Origin of the sequence: Thalassovita mediterranea, from assembly GCF_001458435.1 — a bacterium.
Classification (GTDB): domain Bacteria; phylum Pseudomonadota; class Alphaproteobacteria; order Rhodobacterales; family Rhodobacteraceae; genus Thalassobius; species Thalassobius mediterraneus.
In genome coordinates, this window is sequence record NZ_CYSF01000012.1 from 280,760 (window position 1) to 298,764 (window position 18,005).

Here is an 18,005-nt window from a genome sequence, read left to right on the forward strand (position 1 = left end):
CGCAAGCGTACAGACGGCAGTTCCGAAGGTGAACAATGATGACAGAATTGCCGCCCAGGTGGGGACGCTACGGTCCCGGATCAGGCGCGTTGAGTGTGTTTCATCCTTGCCCGAGTTTAGTGAGTCGGGCGGCAGATTTGTAGAAACGGTTTGATGCGACATCGGCAAATCCTTCGCGGTTTCACCAAGGTCTAAGTCAAAGAGATTAATTTTAGGTTGTCACACCGTGCGGAAAATTCGCCGCGGTTTTTCCGCGTTCAGATGAATTTGGATCAGCGTGGGGCTTGGTCGCTTTTTGTTAAGGGATTTGGTGTTTGCTGTGGGGGAATCACGTTGGAGGGATCAATGCCCCGCAGCTCGGACAAGTTACAACGGCGCTCGCCACTTTGGGGTGGGGTGCTGTTGTGTGCGGCGATTTTGGTACTCGGTGGTGCCAGCTATTCGGTTGGCATTACCGCGCGCCATGTTTTCCTGCAGCAAGAGGATGAGGTGATCCCTATCATTGCAGGTGGGGCGCTGGATGACATTCCTGCATTGATGCGCGGCAATTTACCTAGTGCAACGCTGAGTTTGGTCGAAGGTCAGCCGAAACGGGGCCTGACACCGCGAATGTGTGAATTGCCTGCAGACTATTTCGAGCGGTTGGATCGTGGGCTGGATGCGGCGGCCGGTTACACGCCGCACAATGCCTATGTGCGCAAATATCGTGCCCGCCGTGGTTTTTTGACCGAGCGTGAACTGCGTGCGGCCAAGGTCGCCTGGCACTATTTCGAACGCTTTACCCAGGAAACGACCGGGTTGGCCAATTCAGTTGGCAATTACCCATCAACAACGCTTTGGGATACGGCATCCTACATCGCGGGGTTGGTGTCCGCCTATGAGCTGTGCCTGATAGAAAAGCCGGAGTTTGACCGGCGGATCACCCGCCTTTTGACGACAATCAAATCGTTGGAACTGTTCCGTATGGAATTGCCCAACAAGGTGTATCACACCAAGACGGGTGCCAAGGTCGATTACACGAACAAACCTGGAGAAATCGGGTTTTCGGCCCTAGATATTGGGCGGTTCCTGGTCTGGTTGCGTATCTGCAAAAACCGTTACCCCTATCTTGCAAACACCATCGACTCGGTCCTGCTGAAATGGGATTTCAGCAATGCCATTGATAGCGAAGGCCTGATGTTCGGTGCCTATGTCGATAAAGAAACCGGTGAAACGGTTTACGCGCAAGAAGGACGGTTGGGCTATGAGGAGTATGCCGCCAAAGGTTTTGCCCTCTGGGGGTTGCGCCCGCTGCTGGCCCACCGCGCCGAACCGTTTTTGACTGCGTCGATCTTTGGCGTGCAGGTGCCTTATGACGGGCGCGACCCGCGGGTATTTCATTCGCAGAACTATGTGGTGACTGAATCCTACCTGCAGGATGGCATGGAACTGGGGTTTGACTTGCCTCATGACGATATCACACCCGACTGGTTGCACAGCGATGGCTGGCGCGCTGAATTTGCGGATCGCATCTATCAGGTTCAGGAAAACCGGTGGCGGCGCACTGGGTTTATGACGGCGCGGTCTGAACACAACGTCAAAGGCCCACCTTATTTCACCTACGACACGATTTTCTCCGATGACTATCCGTGGAACACCGTAACGCCACGGGGGGACTACGTTCCTGACCATGCCGCTGTTTCGGCTAAGGCGGCGCTGGGTCTATGGGCCCTGTGGGAAACGGAATACACCGATGTTCTCTTCGAGGCGATTATTGAACTTTATGACCCTGAAAACGGCATGTTTGAGGGTCTATATGAGCGCGGTCAGGGCCGAGTGGAAATTTTCACCGCCAACAATAACGGGATCATCCTGACTGCACTGCTACACAAGGTGCAGGGTACGATTTTGACGCCATACCTCGGCGAGACAGAGGTTTGGTACACCGCGTTTCGCGACCAAGACATCCGGTTGCGGCGGAATTATCCCGATCCCCCACAAAAACAGGATTGGTTGCCAGCACTTAGACATTCGGTTCAGGAAAAGGCAGATTTTTGATGACACAGTTGCATGCAAAAAACATCTGGTTCGGGATTGGCGTGATTGCCCTGAGTGCGTTGGTTCCGTTGTCCACAAACGCGCAATCGGTTGATCTGAATGCCCGACCGGCAGAATTTACCGCCGAGAGCGCAATTGTGGACACCGCGATTCCCTTTGCGATCGGCGCCAGTGAGGCGCGACAATCGCTGCGTGGGGCCTTTGGTTGGCCCACATTTCAGGAAGGTTTGGTCGAAGGTGTGTACTTCCGCTTCGACCCGGATGGATATGCACGCTTTTCTCCAAATCCCCGTTTGGATGTCGATGTGTTCGAGGTGCTGTGTAAAGCGCGCACCAAAGACTGCCACGCACGCAAGGCTGGATTGACCGTTTTGCTGACGGCCCGTGGGCAATTGCAGTTGGCCGTAGAAGGGGTGATCGCCGGCGACAGTTTTTTCCTGTCGGAAGGTGTCAGCGAAATCCAGGTCCCAGAAAGGGTGTTGCAGCCTTTGGATGTTCAGTTGGAACACCTGCTCTCATCATCACTTGAGCTGGTTGTGCGTCGCGGCGGGGAAGAGGTCAGTCGTCATTCGCTGCGCGGATTTCTTGCGGCAACGGCCTATCTGCGCTGGATTGCAAATAATCAGGATTACGCCGTATTGCCCCGCGACTGGCCGGTGCCCAACGGACGCCAAATAAACGATGCGCAGCGTTTGACACAAAATGCGACCTGGCAATCGCCGATGCCTCAGCCTCAGGTGATTGCAATCACCTCCACACCGGCGACTTCGGCCCCGCTGCAGGGAGAGGCTGATCGGATCGAAGCTCAACTCGAAGATTTGCGCGGGATGCTTGAAACACTGCGCAGCACTCCCCCGTCCGCGACTGACCCCACGCAGCCATCGCCATTGCCTGCACAGGCGATCGAAACCACCCGGTTGGAGCAACAGTTGCGAGATCTTGCTGCTGAGGTGCAAACACTGCGAGAGGCGAACAATTCCAATTCGGTTGCAGCAGGCGTTTCGCCGACACTGCCAAAGGCGCCACCTCTTGCCAGTCCCCCTGAGGTGCATGAAGAGGATACGCGCGATCGCACAACGGATAAGCTGGCCTACCTGGTTGAAGAGTTGGGGCTCGACCTTAGGTCGGCGGTAGCGGTGCTGGAGCTGGCCGAGGGAAATACCACGGACATGTTTGATCCCTTGGCGCCCCGAGAGAAACAGCCAAACATAACGGTCAGTTCAGCCACGATGGAATCTGCCGCCGCGCCGCAGATCGCAGAGGATGCCGTGGCGGATGAGCTTGAACCGGCGCCGGTGCATAGCGGCCCTCAGATTGTGACCGTCGCAGAGTATACACTGCTGTCAGATTACTTCCGGTCTGCGGTGCTGCCGGCGCTGCAGGCGGATATGTCATCACGCTAGTTTCTGCGTGACGGCCACCTGCCAGTCTGCGTGATTTGCTTTCGCCTTAGGAATAGCACCTTGATCTGATCGAGCAGATCAAGGTGTGCTTATTTCGACAACTGCATTAAAGGACCGAACGCTTTGTAGTGCAGGGCCTGCAAGACAACTGCATTTGTATTGGCGGTTTGAACCTGATTGGTGCTTTGATCACCTTCATATCGCCCAGAGCGCCAGCCGGTTTCATTGGCAAGGTCGCTCAGGGTTGCGCGCAGATTTGTCGTATAGGGCGTGTCGTACATCGCATGCCAGCCGTAGACGGCCTTGAGGCTGATGCTGCGCAGCTCAGGATGATGTTTGCCATCCTCGGAAACGACTGCCCAATCGCGTCCGTTGCTGTAAACCGAAGTGTAGAGAAAGTGAGGTTCGCGGTCGATGTGGCCCTCTGACACCATGGTTTCGATTCCGGTTTCGGAGAATCGGTTTTCTTGTGCGCGATACACACGTTCTGCCAGAAGCCGCCCTTCTTGTGTCAGTCCCATTTCCAGGGACTGCAGAAAGAACGGTTCGCTGAGAATTGGGGTCACAGCCTTGTATTTTGTCGCGCGGCGTTGGTCGATCGGGACCTCCACGCCGGACATTTGATGCCATTCCAGAATGGATCTGGCGCTGATCGCATCCAAAACGTCCAACCCCCAAAGTGCCGCGGCGCGGGCGCCATATTGTTCATAGCCTAAACGCCCTTCTTGTAGGATGACCATCTGCCCATCCTGATGATCCGCGCCCATCAACCGACCCTGTGCGGTCATTTTGCCAAGGTTCCATTGGAGGAGTATCAGCCGTATGTCCGCGGCATATTGCGGGTGATGATGTTCCAACACGCGAAATCCCGACAATAGGCGCGCGATGTCCAAGGCTGACCAGCCAATCCCTTCGGGGGTGATCGTGTTTTCATAATCCACCATTGTGAGCGTACGTGTGTCATACACTTTGTTCGGTAGAAGCCCCTGATACAGCGGAAGTGCTGCAATTGCGGACAAAAAGCGGTGCGCTCGTTGATGGAAATCCTCATCTGATATGACACCCAAACGATGCGCTGACACCAACCCCAGAAGGTAAGAACCTTGGTCCCAGATGGTCCCCGACGGGAAACCTGCGACCGCATCGACCAGGCCTGTTTCAGCGCGGGTATTGTTGGCGAAATAGGCCCAAGCGACGCGGGCATCTGCGATATCGGTGGCATCGATCCCCCGCCCGGGTTTCAGGGGTAAGGTTGTATCGCCGACAGGTAAGGCATGGCTGGTACGGGTGAAATTCGGAACGGCGTCATACCAAAGGCTGGCGCCCGCAGTGACCGACAGCCCAGCAACAAAGACGAGACTGGAGAGGTTATTGTGAAACGGCATGATGAGGCACACTCTTGTCTGGGTGGGATAATGGCTGGGGTGTTGCGGCGGGATGCTGCGGTGTGCGGCAAACGGCGTGTAGCCATGCGCCAAGGGGCAGGCGCACCAGCATTGCGATGTTCCAACTGATCCAAAAAAGGTTGATCAGCAAAAAGGTCAGGCCAAAGCTGTTCTGGCCGCTCAGCCAGCGGAAAACGCCGTAAAGGGCGGCCAACGACAGGGCGCCGGCCCAGATTATCAATGGGCGGGCAAATTGAAATTCGCGACCGGTGCTTTCTGTTTTGGGCGTTGGTGGGAACCGGGGCCGTTTGCCCTGTAGCACTAGCGCAAAGGCGCGCAATTGCAGGGGCAGCGTGGCGATTGCCAGATAGCGGCCATTTGTAAGGGAGTGTCCTTTACTGGTCGCGACCATAGCGATTTCATGGGAAATCAGCATCGGAAAGAAATAGAGAAAAAATTCAAACGAATATGCAGTGACGGGGGCGATGCCGGTGACCAACGAATAGGCGGGTGCCAGCAGCAGTATCGGCGCCCACAAAGCTGTTAGGTACGAGAAGAAGGTCGCCGCATAGTGCAATCTATGCTGCCAGGGCATGTTTTTACGCAACGGCGGCAGATCGCGAAACATCAGATCAATGCTGCCGCCAGCATATTTCAATCGTTGGGTGCAGAAGGCCTCAAGACTGCGAGGAGAGAGCATTTTTGCCTCCACCTCAGGATGATAGACGGAACGCCAGCGCGCCTTGGCGCAATGCATGTCGATTGAGGTGTATAAATCTTCGGAGACATGGAAGCGGTAAGGCTGCAGAGGTGGCGCCATTGCCTTTGCTTCAGGGGTCGAAGGGATCTGTATGTATGCGCGGGCTTTTTGTGTCAGGGCCACCTCGAACACAGCTTCGCGTCGATGGATTGAGGCAGCCCCGCAGCAAAAGGAGGCGTGATGAAGGTTGCGGCGCCTTTGGATAATGTCAAAAAAAATGGTTGGCTCTGCCAGATATGGATCCTGCATTACTGTGCGATTACCCGATAGGCGGAATAGCAACGCACGTAATCGCCATGGTGCTTGGGGCCAAAGCCGCCGCAGTATTTTGAGCGGTGAAATGCCTGAGGGTATATCGTAAAACCAATGCGGTGTTTGCACCCAGGCGACTTGGGGATCGCGAAAATAGCCGAGCGTGTTTTGCAGAAAATGGGGTAGCAGGATGGTATCGGCGTCGCAGATAAGAACGAAATCCCCATCTGAATGAAACAGCCCGTTGCGCAGATTGCCCGCTTTGAAACCTATGTTGTCGCTGCGGCTGAGATAGCTGACGTTCTGGTTGCGGCTGAGGGCGGCTATCGCGGGCCTGCTGCCGTCATCCAGGACATAGATCTGCACGCTGCACCCTGTCGGAACTATCAGGTTTTTCGCTCCTTTGATCGTGTCGGCGACCAGTGCGGCATCTTCATCGTAGGTGGTGATGAAAACGTCGACAGCTATCGGCGCGATGGGTTTGTGGCGAGTGTGCTGCGCGGATGTTGTCAGATCATCCAGCGCGGCCTCTTGGCGTTGACGAGGTGGGGAGGAACGTGTGGTGTCGCCCTCTTGCCAGACGTCATAGAAAAACAGCGCCGTTCCCACTGCAAACAGCGTTTCCGCCATCACCACAATGATTGAAAAAACGACTGCGTCAGGGTTGAGCGAGGCTGTCCAGCGCCAATGCAAATATAAGATGTTGCAACCGATTGCGATCCCAGCGGCAAACTGCCAGAACAGCTGTCGGCCGCGTGATATCGCGGGGAACGATGGGGGTTGGCGGTGGCGATAACTGCAATAGTAAGGTCGCTGCATCTTGTGCCTTTCGGACAGGGTTTAGTTGGGGTTCACCTGCCGGTGATCGCGGATCAGCGCATCGGCGACGCGCAAAATTGCAGCGCGTTCATCGCCCGAGTGTGTTTGGTCTTTGGAGCCTGTGGAATAGGCCCAGACACCAGCGTTGATCTTGATCCTGATATCGCGTGCCAGCATCACGTCCTGTGTGAGTGAGGCAAAGACCGAGTATTCGTAGTGGCATTGCCCTTGCGGATCGTTGAATGAGAAAAAGATATTCAATGTGGGTTGCCCAGGGATGGTTTTGATCGTGTCTGCGTCCACAACCCGCAGGCCAGCTGCCGTCAGTTTGGCCACAAAGGCGCGGTGCACGCGGGGGCCGAAATCAGTGCTGTGACCAGGGGCTGGTTTCAGTCGGGTCAGATCTACATGGATGGTAGAAATGCCGCGCAGGGCCTCAATCTTTAACGATTGCGGCACTGCCAGCGGGTCAAATCCAAGCGCCAATTCAGTGGCCTGATCATCGCAGACAGCGGGGGCTGCGGGGTCGCTGGAACGGAACGTTTCGCCGAAGCTGCGGGGATCCATCACGCCAAACATTCGGTAGATGTCTGCGGAGTTTTCCGAGGAGAGCGGGCGGCTGGAAAACTCGCGTTTGGTCAGGCAGCCGGCCCCATTGGGGCAGTCGGGGCCAACCTGATGATAGCGTTCCCAAAGTAGCCAAAACCGATCCTCGGCCTGTGCGATAGATGCCAGAAGGCAAAGAAACAAAACGAAAAGCCATCTCATGCGCGAATACCTTTGTTCTGTGACACATGCGTCGGGGACAGTTCGATAGGCCCGACGCGATCCAGTGCGGGATGGGGGTGGCGGGCCAGCGTGCCATCCGCATCTGCGTGACTGATCGACCATGTCGGGGCGGTAATTTGCCCATCAATCCACGCCCCGAGGTGCACTTGGGTATCTGCAAGGATGATGCTGTTGTGGATCAGGCTAGGGCCGCTGATCCTGCAATTGTCGCCAATGATGCAGGGGCCATTAATTTCGACGCCTTTTTCGATTGTCGCATTGCGGCCGATGTAGCAGGGGCCTGTGATCTTGGTCCGCCGTGACAGGTGCGCACCCTTGCCGCACCACAGATCCTCTCGCATTTTTTGTCCTGCTGGAGCGAGGGTCCGCAGCTGTGCGTTCAGTGCATCAAAATGCGCCTGTGCGAAATCGTGCGGGCAGCCCAAGTCGACCCATTCAAATGGCTCTTCGTATGCGGAAATAAGGCGTCCGTTTTTCAGCAGACTGGGCAAGAGATGTGTTGCAATATCCTGATCTGGTGCATCTATCAGATAGGGCGCCACTGTCGGGCTGAAGATGTAAACGCCTGTATTGGCCAAGTTGGACAATGCCTGCGCCGGTGTTGGCTTTTCCTGAAAACTCAGAACTCGTCCTGTGCTGTCGGTCTGCAAGATACCGTATTTTTGGCAAGACGCGCGTGGGACCTTGGCGGTGGCAATGGTTGCTGTGGCACCAGTATTGCGATGATGGCGCATCATATCTGCAAGATTGATGTCGACCAACGCATCCCCGCAAAGAACGATAAGGTCCGATGTGAGCATGTTGTGGCGATGATGTAGGCGGGCCAGCGTGCTGGCTGATCCGATTGGTTCAGCGTGCCAACCATCAGCGTCGTGGCGCCCCTCGTTAAAGAAGTGCAGGCGCTGTTGGGGTTGGGTGGGGCGGAACTTCAGGAATTGGTCGCCGTGATATCCGGGGTTTAGCAGAACATCATCGATGCCGAACTGACCTAAGTGATCCAGAATATATGTCAGAATCGGGGTGCCAAAAAGCGGCAACAATGGCTTGGGGCAGGCCGCACTCAGTGGCGCCATTCGACTGCCGGCCCCCGCACATAGAATGAGTGCCTTTGTACCTGTCAGCCGTCGGGCTAAAAAAGGGGGGCTTTGCAATGCACAGTCGCGTGTTGGAAAATGGGGCAACAACGTTGCGATGTGACTGGCTGCGATCTGGGTGGCCACGGTGGGCTCAGCGTTGCAAAAAGCGAGGGGGTATCCCGGTTTGAACTGGGCGGCCAGTTCTACCAGCGCCGCGATACCTGCCGTTGTGATCCGCCGTACCCGCCCCAAATCGATCAGCATGCCATGTTGGCCACGGGCCAGCAGCTTGTCCCGCGACGCCAACAAGGCAGGCAATGCGGCCGCAGACAGGCGATGGGTGGCCAGCTGCACAATGGTAATGCTGCCGCAGTCTTCTTCATTCATGAGCATTGGGTGTCCTTTCAACCTTGGCGCAGGGCGTGTTTTGGGATCGCAAGGCTGGGCAACGGGCCCAGTCCCACTGTCCATCCAAGTGCGCGATTTTTGTCGAGGAAGCGGACCAAGCCCAATGTCAGCGGGATGGTGATAGTGAGTTTGGCAATCACCTGAGCCAAAGGCGTCATTTCCGGCACCAACAGCATTTCGGCCAGATCCATAAAAATCGGATGACACAGGTAGATGCCAAGCGAATAGGGCGCCCACCGTGACAGGCACTGGGGCCATTTGCGGCTGGCAAGCGTCATACAAAGCGCAAGCAATACGATCGGCATCAGGAAATCCGCCCAATAACCGGCGCGGTCATCAAAGACCCATTGCCCCGTGGCGATAACACCCAGTATCGTGTGGATTTTGACACTGATCAGGGCCATGGCGCTTAGCAGCAATATGGTAAACACGGGGCGCTGAACGGTTGCGATGAACTGCTGCGCATGTCGCATCCACATCCCCGCCAACGCAGCCGCGGCAAGGCCGTAGCCGAGGTAGCCAACAATCTTAATCGCGCGGATTATGTAAGGCAGCTCTGCTGTGCCCCAAAATGCCGGATATGCCCAACGTTCCATCGTCCATTTGAATGTGAGCCCGACAATCGCGGCGCTTAGCAGCCAAGGTCGCTTCACGGCGCACCGGAACACGGGGTAAAACAGCAATATCCCGAAAAGTGTGGGGATGAAGTGCATGTGGTATTTCGCACTGCCTAGAACCAGTCGTTCCAGCCATTCAGCAGGGGTCGAAAGCTGATCAAGAGCGGTTGCAAGATAGCCGAGGTGCCAAGCCTTGATCAGAGAAAACAAGCTGTAGAAAACCGTCCAGAACAGGAATGGGATCAATAGCCTGCGCCCTTGTTCCACCATCGTGCGTTGATAGTTGCGAGGCCGTTTTTCCAACGACATCATCAGCAAAAAGATCGATATCATGATGAACAATTCTGTGCGCGCGCAGTAAAACAGTGCGCGCAGCATCATAGGCCAGAACCGTTCTTCTGCTGTTGCCTCTGCAAACGGCAGACCGTGCATGTCGGCGCTGGCATGTAAACCGACCATCGATATGCCTGCGGTCAATCGCAAACTATCGAGCCAGACCAGCCGTTGTGCACCCTGTCCGCTGGGCGGTGGGAAACGGTGGGCTGGGTCTGTTTTCATGGTCTGTGGCATCAAAAGCCTCCAGCAAGGGGCGCGGTGTGCGCTTGAACGGGATCATTGATGCGTCAGAGAATCGCAATAACCGGTTAACAGCGTCGAATTTGACGAGAAAAAATATTGGTACTGCCGGTGGCCAGTTCAGCATTTGTTAAATTCTTGCGGTTACTCCGAGGGCAGGAGGCCGATATGAGAGTTCTGATAACTATATGCTGCCGTTTGTTTTTCATGCCTATGGCAGTGTGCATTGGGTCAGTTGGGCATGCTCTAGCTGCCCCGCCACAGGCCGTGTGTGATCAGATTCTGCGTCAGTACGACGTTGTCGGCGTCGGCTGCCCCGTTGTTGCGTCCTTGGGGCAGCCTATGGCCGAAGTGGTGCCGCACAGTACTGCTCGCCGTCTTGCGGATCGGCAGCGTGAGTCAAACGTGTTCTTTCCCGCTGGTGGCAGCCAGATTGATGAACGGGCGCAAATCCAACTCGCTCAGATCGCACGTATTCTGGAAATCCCTGTGATGCAGGGGGCGTGCCTGAAATTGGTTGGGCATTCCGACAGCGTTGGCACTGCGGCTGCGAACCAGCGCCTGTCTATGCGTCGCGCTAGGGCAGTTGCCGACCTTCTTGCTTCTTTGCTGGCGGACCCCGATCGCATTCGCGAGGTTAAAGGACTGGGCGAAAAGGAACCGTTGCCGGGATTTGGTCCGCAGGCAGTTGAAAACCGCAGGGTTGAGGTTTGGGTCCGTAGCTGCCCCTAGTCGCTCGGCATGCGGGCTGTCCGCCTGCGCGACAGTGCCGTCACAAGGCGGCGATAATGGCGGATACCGTCAGGATTGAGAGCGCGGTTGAAATCAGGATGGCGGCAGAGGCCCGCTGTGGCGCGACGTTGTAGTGCTGGGCCAAAATGAAAACATTGCCAGCGACAGGCAGCGCAGCGGCCGCAATCATTACGCTTGCGGTGTCGCGCGACACATCAAACAGGAACAGCGCAGCAGCAGCGACAGCCGCAGGATGCAGCACCAGCTTGGCAAAGCTCAGCCATCCTGCAACAGCCATGCGTTCTGCGGATTTCCCTGCGAGCGAGGCACCGATCGCAAACAGCGCACCCGGTGTTGCTGCTGCCCCCAGAAGGGTGAGAAAACGGGCGATCGGTTCTGGGAGGGAGAGATCGAATGAAGCCCAGAGAAGCCCGAGAGAGATTGAAACGATCATCGGGTTCTTTAGTAGGCCTTTGGAAATGCTGATCAAAATCGCAGGTGACACACGCCCGTCGCGGCGGGCGGTGATCACGATCACAATCAAGCTGCCAAAAACAATCAGATCACAGGCCAGAACCATCATCACAGGGCCGATTGCATCCGGCCCCAGTAGCAGCACCAGCATTGGCACGCCCAAAAAACCTACATTGCCGATTACGGCGCATTGCGCTTCGACGGCGGCCTCTTCGATGTTGCCATGACGCCAAAGCGCGATGCCTGTGGCGATCACGTAAATAAACAAAGTACCGCTAACGTAAGCTGCGATAAACGCGGGATCGAACACCTTGCTCAGGCTGAGGGTGGCTGAAAACCGGAACAGCATGGCGGAGAGGGCGAAGTAGAACACAAACTTGGTCAGCCAAGCGGTAGCCTCTGCCGGAAAGAAGCCGCTGCGCCCTGCGCCGAAGCCGAGAGCGATCAACAGGAAGAACGGCAGGGTTTGCAGCAAAACGTCCAGCATGGCACAGCGGTATCAGGCCAGTCGCGCCCAAAAAAGGCATAAAACGAAAAAGGGGGCCGTTGGACCGACCCCTCTTCTTGTCCTGCCATCGTAACCTTGGAACTCTGGTCGGGCGGCGCATGGTGCTGCGCGCGCCCTTAAAACTTGACGGGTAGCTTAGGCGAATCGGTGCGAATCCGTCAACAGGGCGATTCGTTATCCGTTTTCCCGAAGGATCGCGCCAGCCAGATAAAGCGATCCGCAGATCAGAACACGTGCGTTTGGTTCAGACGCGATGATCTGTTCCAGCGCCGATTGCACATCTGCCGCCTCTTGCGCCTGCATGCCTGCATCCCGCGCCATACGGGCGGTTTCCTCTGCTGGTAGGGTGTTCGGCTCACCGGGAATGGACACGGCGGTCAGGCTGGCCACATGGGGCACCATCGGGTTCAGATAGCCCGAGATGTCTTTGGTGTTCAGCATACCACAGATCAGGTGGGTCGGACGTTTGGCCAAGGTCGCCAGATGGTCGCCGATGGCTTGTCCGGCGGCGGGGTTGTGACCCCCATCCAGCCAAAGTTCCGCATCAGGCGCGGCGTCGATCAGCGGGCCGGTGGCCAGACGTTGCATCCGTGCGGGCCAGAAGGCATCGCTGACGGCAGCCTCTGCCGCGACATCACCTTTTTTCAGATGACGCAGGGCGGCAATTGCGGCACCGGCGTTCTGGATCTGGTGGGCACCGGGCAGGTTCGGCAACGGCAGGTCCAGCAGGCCCTGTTCGTCCTGATAAATCAGGCGACCGCGCTCTTCCCAGACGTGCCAGTGCTGGCCATAGGCAATCAGCGGTGCGCCAAGGCGGGCGGCGGTGGCTTCGATCACATCCATCGCCTCTTCGGGCTGCGGGCCAACGATGCAAGGTACGCCACGTTTGATGATCCCGGCTTTTTCGCCCGCAATTTTGGTCAGCGTGTCGCCAAGGAATTGTTCGTGGTCGATCGAAATCGGCGTGATGATGGTCAGCGCGGGCTGATCAATCACGTTGGTCGCATCCAGACGACCACCAAGGCCCACTTCCAGCAGGGTGTAATCCGCTGGCGTACGGGCAAAGGCCAAGAGGCCCGCGCAGGTGGTGATCTCGAAGTAGGTGATATTCTCGCCGTTGTTCTTGGCGTAGCACTCATCCAGAATGTCGGTCAGGTGATCTTCGGAAATCAGATCGCCTGCCAGACGGATACGTTCATGGAAGCGTGCCAGATGGGGCGAGGTGTAGGCATGTACCTGATCGCCCGCCGCCTCTAGGCCCGCGCGGATCATCGCCTGCGTCGAACCTTTGCCGTTGGTGCCCGCGATGTGGATCACCGGGGGCATTTTGTCTTGCGGATTGTCGAGCGCCGCCAGCAGACGCCAGACACGGTCCAGCGTCAGATCAATGATCTTGGGGTGCAGCGCCATCATCCGTGCAAGCACGGCGTCGGAGCCGTGCGCCGAATTATCGATGGTCATTTTGCGTGAGCCTCTTCGCTGGTCAGTGCGTCGCTCAGGCTTTCGTCCGATGCGGGGGCTTCTGCGGCCTCGGCATCTGGGGCGGGCAAATCACCTTTGATCGCCGGGGGCAGGCCCAGCAGCATGCGGGTGATGGTGATCAATTCGTCACGCATTTCGGTGCGCTTGGTCACGCGGTCCAGCATGCCGTGGTCCAGCAGGTATTCGGCGCGTTGGAACCCTTCGGGCAGTTTTTCACGAATGGTCTGTTCGATCACACGGGGACCGGCAAAACAGATCAGTGCATTCGGTTCGGAGATTTGCACATCGCCCAGCATCGCATAGGACGCGGTCACACCACCGGTGGTGGGGTGGGTCAGGACAACGATATAGGGCAGGCCAGCCTCTTTCAGCATCTGCACGGCCACGGTGGTGCGCGGCATCTGCATCAGCGATAGGATGCCTTCCTGCATGCGGGCGCCACCAGCGGCGGAAAACAGGATCAGCGGGCGCTTCAGCTCGACCGCTTTTTCAGCAGCGGCAATGATCGCGTTGCCTACATACATGCCCATGGAACCACCCATGAACGAGAAGTCCTGACATGCGGCGACGATCGGCGTGCGGCCCATTTCACCAGCAGCGACCAGCATGGCCTCTTTCTCACCGGTTTTTTTCTGCGCGCCCTTCATGCGGTCAGGGTATTTTTTCTGATCGCGGAATTGCAGCGGGTCGGCGGTGGGGGCGGGCACGTCCACTTCGGTAAAGATGCCGCCATCGAACAGATCGGCAAAGCGTTCGCGCGGGGTGATCGCCATGTGGTGACCACAGCCGGTGCAGACGTTCAGGTTGTCGCTCAGTTCGCGGTGGAACAGCATTGTTCCGCATTCGCTACATTTGGTCCACAGGTTCTCAGGCACCTCACGGCGTGAGAAGATCGAGTTGATCCGCGGACGGACATAGTTTGTGATCCAGTTCATGAGCGCTCGCCCTGCTTAATGCGTTTGTGAGCTAGTCAAATAAGCCCGACGTAACGGAAATGCAATCAGCGCTTGATCGCAATTCGGGCCGCCAGCCAGAGAATCGCAATCACCAGCAGTTCGATGGTCAATTGGGGGAAGTCGAATTGGGCTTCGGTGACAGAGGGCGGCAGTAGCGAATCTGGCGCAGGAAACAGGATCAGGGCCAACCCAGAATCGGGGTGTCCTTCGGTGCCGAAAGCCATGAAAGCAAAGGCGTTGTTGGCCAGATGGAACCCGATTGCAGCGCCGATGGTGCCGCTGCGCGCGGTCAGGTCGGACGCGGCGAGGCCAAAGAAAAACGCCCATATCACATAGGCCTGCGCGGCACCGACGCCGCCGGTGGTGTCCCAGTGCGCGCTGGCAAACAACAGGTTGGGCACGATTAGCCAAATGGCGGGATGGCGGAACCGCGCGGCAATTTGTTGTTGCAGATACCCACGATAGACAATTTCTTCGGCGCCAGTTTGAATCAAAATCGCAAACATCGCTAAGGGTAGTGTGCTGATCCAGGCAATCGGGGCATTCAGGATGGCACCCTGCATCGGATAATAGGGCGGTAGAAATTCGATCAGACCAAATGCCAACAGGCCGCCTGCTGTGGCGCGCTTCAGGTCTGACCAAGCCTGTGCTGGCGGTCCAAACAGCGTGATGGCGGGGCGTTCATGCAGGTGCTTGGTAACCATCATCGCCGCAATCCCAAAAATCACGAAGCTGAACAGTTGCAGCATCAGGCCTGTGCGGCTGGTGCCTCCATGCACCGCGTCGACAAATGAATCGGGGGCGCTGGCCAAAAACGCATCCACCAGGTTCAGGCCCAGGTGGTAGCCCGCCTCGATCAAGATCATGCCTAGGACAAGGCGCGGCAAATCGTAGTGCGCGACCTGTGCTGGTGCGATGTATCGGTAATGGGGTGCATAGGCGGTCATCAATGCAGCGTCGCAGAAATCCCTTGTACGTCAAGCGGTAAGGCATCGGATGTGACGCAATGACCGGCTTGCAACATGTATGAGGTAAACTGGCTGTTGTCGTGGCGTCGGTGCTTGAGCCGTGGTTAGGACGGCGGTAATGATTGCCAACCGCGAGAAGATCCGCGTGTCCTTGGGGGGACGTTATGGTTGAATTTACGACAGCCGATGCTTTGCGCACCGTGAACATCACCGTTTGTGTGGGGTGTTCATGACTGGGCCTGCTCTACGTTTCGTGGCGTATCGTTTGCGCTACATGCTTGCCGGGTTGGCGGGATTTGCTTTGACAGGGTGCTTGGCCACCCCTCTGGGACAAGGGCAGGCCGATCTGGGCGAAGCGGTAATGCAGCGCGCATTGCTTGCTGGTGGTGAGGTGGTGGTTGTGCCGCCGCAGGGCTACTGCATTCAGCGGGACAGTTTGAAAACCAGCCGGCGGGGCGGATTTGCTTTGGTTGCGTCTTGTGCGCAGCTCACCGGATTTATGGCGGGCTACACCGTTGCGCCGGTCGTGATGACTGTGACCGCGGTAGAGCGTGAAACCGACGGTCCGGAACCCAGCGGCGCAGAAATTGCTGCGGCGTTGCAGGGGCAGCAGGTGTTGCGACAACTGCACGGGGATGGTTTGACAGTCGTTCAGGTCACATCCGACACACCAATATCGGCCGAAAGCGACGTTACGCATTGGCGCGGTGTCATGGTGGTTAATGGCTATACGGTGGGCTTGGCTCTTTATGGTGCGAAAGGTAGCGCCGAAGCTGGCGATCGTGGGCTCACGCAGTTGATGTGGCTGGCCGAACAGCTGCGCAGCGAAAGCCCGACGCGGGAACGTGCGGTGGCTGCATTCGCAGTTTCAGAGGTGCCGCTGGGGGCTGTCGCATCGGATCAAGGCGGCCCTGTCCGACCCAAAGCGCGCCCCCTGACACGCTGACCAATCGACCTGTGACGCTGTCGGGCCACGTCTTGCGGCAAAGCACTGTCGCTGAGTGGGCCGCATATACGCCAAGTCTATACTCTCAAACAATTTGTGTCGTATACAGGGACAATAATGCGGGTGACTCTGAAATGTTGCCCAAGGGGCAACATGCAGCCAGCAACAAAAAGGAAGTCCAGAATGGCAGGCACGCGCGGACGCGATCTGGTCAAGACGTTCATTTCTGAACGGGTGCAACGCCGTTGGGCGCGCGCAGCCCGCGCCGCCAGAAAGGTCGATCTCGCCTCGTTGCGTAAACAACGTATTCAGGCCCGTGATTTGCGCACGCATCTGAATGAGCTGATCTATGTGGCCGATGAACGCTTGGCTTTGCCCGCGATTGGATCAACCCAGTTCCGTAAACCGCAAGGGGCGGACTGGGGGTGGCGCCCCGCCTTGTGGCGCGGGCCTTTGCCTGTGCCGGGTATGTCCAGCGTCAAAAACAAAAGCGAACTGGGCGAAGAGGTGAAGCTGTTCCATGACTGCGCATTTTCGGAGCTGACCCTGCGCCAACTGCGCAACACGCGCGAAGCAGATCTGGCCCCATATGGGCTGCGTATGGACGTTTTCAAATTCGACGGCTCGTTCTTGTCGCTGGTGGTGGAGTTGCCGCCTGAATCGGTGCAGGGGCTGCAACGGCGCCACCTGCTGCGCATGGACACAATTGTCGAGATGGAAAAGCCGCTAGAGATCTTTGCGCGCCTGAACATCAAACATGGGCCAAACACTGAACAGATCGTCCGCGAACTGCCGCTACACGCCGAAGACGTGATGGTCGAATTTGATCTGGCCTATACAAAGTTGAATGAAAAACGTGTCGAAAAGGCTTGGCTCGATCTGATTTTTGAGGGACCGGATATGAACCAAGTTGTGCTGCGCGACTTGACGTTTTCCCGTCGTCCCCGTGCCGAACTGTAAGGAGTGAAGTTATGTCAGCCATGCAACTGACCAAAACCCGTTTGTTCGAAGGTGTCTGGGAAGGTGTGCTGCACACTGGCCAAGAAGGCACGGCGCAGCCCAAGATCGCTGTTTCGCATATGGATCGCCCCGTTACAGGACACAGCCTGAAAGAGGGCGATAGCGCTGGCAGTTGGGTGGTGCGGGTGCCGATTCCTGTCGAATTGCTGTCTGATGGGATGCAGACTTTTGTCATCAGTGACGCTGACAGTGGCGAAAGCCTGAACAGCTTTGCGATTCTAGCAGGCGAAGCGTTGGCCGATGATATCCGCGCCGAAGTTGAGCTGCTGCGCGAGGAATTGGATATGCTAAAGCGCGCGTTCCGTCGTCATTGTCTGGAAACGCTTTAAATACATCTTGGCTATAAAATGCAGGGCCGCCTCAGGAATGCTGGGCGGCCTTTTTAGTTTTTGAGCGCGTGTCATCAAAACGTCACTTGTGTTTTTCATTATATATCCATAATTCATGAAATATGGATAAGTTGACCGCCCTTTCCGCATTTGCCGCCCTGTCACAGGGTAATCGTTTGGACGCCTTTCGCCTGCTGATCAAAGCAGGGGATCAGGGCTTGGCCGCAGGTGAGATCGCCGAGGCGCTGGAGGTGAAGCAAAACACCATGTCCGCCAGCCTGTCGGTGCTGCATCAGGCCGGATTGGTTCGCAATGAACGGCAAGGGCGCTCGATCCGGTACTTCGTGGATATGGTGGGCCTGCGTGGATTGCTGGCCTTCCTGATGGAGGACTGTTGCGGCGGCAATCCCGATCTTTGCCGCCCAATTCTGGATGACATTGCCTGCTGCTAACGCGGGCCGACAAGGG

At 57.0% G+C, this 18,005-nt stretch carries 16 protein-coding genes; 7 read left to right on the forward strand and 9 right to left on the reverse strand.

Annotated elements, in window-relative coordinates:
* The first annotated feature begins 345 nt into the window (after nt 1-345).
* Both TM5383_RS12525 and TM5383_RS12530 read left to right on the forward strand, forming a co-directional pair.
* Entirely contained in the window at nt 346-2,037 is a 1,692-nt protein-coding gene (locus TM5383_RS12525) for a DUF3131 domain-containing protein (RefSeq protein ID WP_058319369.1), read from the forward strand.
* Nucleotides 2,037-3,440 (forward strand): hypothetical protein, encoded by a 1,404-nt coding sequence (locus tag TM5383_RS12530; RefSeq protein ID WP_058319370.1) that lies wholly within the window; start codon nt 2,037-2,039, stop codon nt 3,438-3,440. Before TM5383_RS12525 ends, TM5383_RS12530 begins: the two co-directional genes overlap by 1 nt.
* Nucleotides 3,441-3,529: 89 nt before the next feature.
* On the opposite strand, the gene TM5383_RS12535 is transcribed toward TM5383_RS12530, so the two are convergent.
* Genes TM5383_RS12535 through TM5383_RS12555 form a run of 5 tightly spaced genes read right to left on the reverse strand, consistent with a single transcriptional unit; the run spans nt 3,530 to nt 10,104 of the window.
* Nucleotides 3,530-4,825, reverse strand: coding sequence for a DUF3131 domain-containing protein (locus TM5383_RS12535; RefSeq protein WP_058319371.1), 1,296 nt, complete (start codon nt 4,823-4,825; stop codon nt 3,530-3,532).
* Nucleotides 4,809-6,656 (reverse strand): glycosyltransferase family 2 protein, encoded by a 1,848-nt coding sequence (locus tag TM5383_RS12540; RefSeq protein ID WP_058319372.1) that lies wholly within the window; start codon nt 6,654-6,656, stop codon nt 4,809-4,811. Before TM5383_RS12540 ends, TM5383_RS12535 begins: the two co-directional genes overlap by 17 nt.
* 21 nt (nt 6,657-6,677) lie before the next feature.
* Nucleotides 6,678-7,424: a hypothetical protein gene (locus tag TM5383_RS12545; protein ID WP_058319373.1), complete on the reverse strand. Its 747-nt coding sequence runs from the start codon at nt 7,422-7,424 to the stop codon at nt 6,678-6,680.
* A complete protein-coding gene (locus TM5383_RS12550) occupies nt 7,421-8,914 on the reverse strand; it encodes a sugar phosphate nucleotidyltransferase (protein WP_058319374.1) in 1,494 nt (497 codons plus the stop codon). The genes TM5383_RS12545 and TM5383_RS12550 overlap by 4 nt, the downstream gene beginning before the upstream one ends.
* Nucleotides 8,915-8,925: 11 nt before the next feature.
* Entirely contained in the window at nt 8,926-10,104 is a 1,179-nt protein-coding gene (locus TM5383_RS12555; protein WP_231725147.1) for an acyltransferase, read from the reverse strand.
* A 285-nt stretch (nt 10,105-10,389) separates the two neighbouring features.
* On the opposite strand from TM5383_RS12555, the gene TM5383_RS12560 reads away from it, so the two are divergent.
* Nucleotides 10,390-10,854, forward strand: coding sequence for an OmpA family protein (locus TM5383_RS12560; RefSeq protein WP_159438565.1), 465 nt, complete (start codon nt 10,390-10,392; stop codon nt 10,852-10,854).
* A gap of 40 nt (nt 10,855-10,894) precedes the next feature.
* Here TM5383_RS12560 and TM5383_RS12565 read toward each other — a convergent pair whose 3' ends face one another.
* The 4 genes from TM5383_RS12565 to TM5383_RS12580 form a co-directional block, all read right to left on the reverse strand.
* A complete protein-coding gene (locus TM5383_RS12565; protein ID WP_058319377.1) occupies nt 10,895-11,815 on the reverse strand; it encodes an AEC family transporter in 921 nt (306 codons plus the stop codon).
* Nucleotides 11,816-12,010: 195 nt separating this feature from the next.
* Nucleotides 12,011-13,297, reverse strand: a complete 1,287-nt coding sequence (locus tag TM5383_RS12570; protein WP_058319378.1) for a bifunctional folylpolyglutamate synthase/dihydrofolate synthase — start codon at nt 13,295-13,297, stop codon at nt 12,011-12,013.
* Nucleotides 13,294-14,253, reverse strand: a complete 960-nt coding sequence (gene accD / locus TM5383_RS12575) for an acetyl-CoA carboxylase, carboxyltransferase subunit beta (RefSeq protein ID WP_058319379.1) — start codon at nt 14,251-14,253, stop codon at nt 13,294-13,296. Before accD ends, TM5383_RS12570 begins: the two co-directional genes overlap by 4 nt.
* A 65-nt stretch (nt 14,254-14,318) precedes the next feature.
* A complete protein-coding gene (locus tag TM5383_RS12580; protein WP_058319380.1) occupies nt 14,319-15,221 on the reverse strand; it encodes a CPBP family intramembrane glutamic endopeptidase in 903 nt (300 codons plus the stop codon).
* Between the two features lie 334 nt (nt 15,222-15,555).
* Here TM5383_RS12580 and TM5383_RS12585 point away from each other — a divergent pair, with 334 nt between their 5' ends.
* From TM5383_RS12585 to TM5383_RS12600, 4 genes are all read left to right on the forward strand, one after another.
* Nucleotides 15,556-16,188 (forward strand): hypothetical protein, encoded by a 633-nt coding sequence (locus TM5383_RS12585; protein WP_156415733.1) that lies wholly within the window; start codon nt 15,556-15,558, stop codon nt 16,186-16,188.
* Nucleotides 16,189-16,371: 183 nt separating this feature from the next.
* Nucleotides 16,372-17,148, forward strand: a complete 777-nt coding sequence (locus TM5383_RS12590; protein ID WP_058319382.1) for a DUF6478 family protein — start codon at nt 16,372-16,374, stop codon at nt 17,146-17,148.
* Nucleotides 17,149-17,159: 11 nt separating this feature from the next.
* Complete coding sequence (locus tag TM5383_RS12595) at nt 17,160-17,537, forward strand: hypothetical protein (protein ID WP_058319383.1); 378 nt, start codon at nt 17,160-17,162, stop codon at nt 17,535-17,537.
* Nucleotides 17,538-17,659: 122 nt separating this feature from the next.
* The gene (locus TM5383_RS12600) at nt 17,660-17,989 is read left to right on the forward strand and encodes an ArsR/SmtB family transcription factor (protein WP_058319384.1); all 330 of its coding nucleotides are present in this window, start codon (nt 17,660-17,662) and stop codon (nt 17,987-17,989) included.
* Nucleotides 17,990-18,005 lie beyond the last annotated feature (16 nt).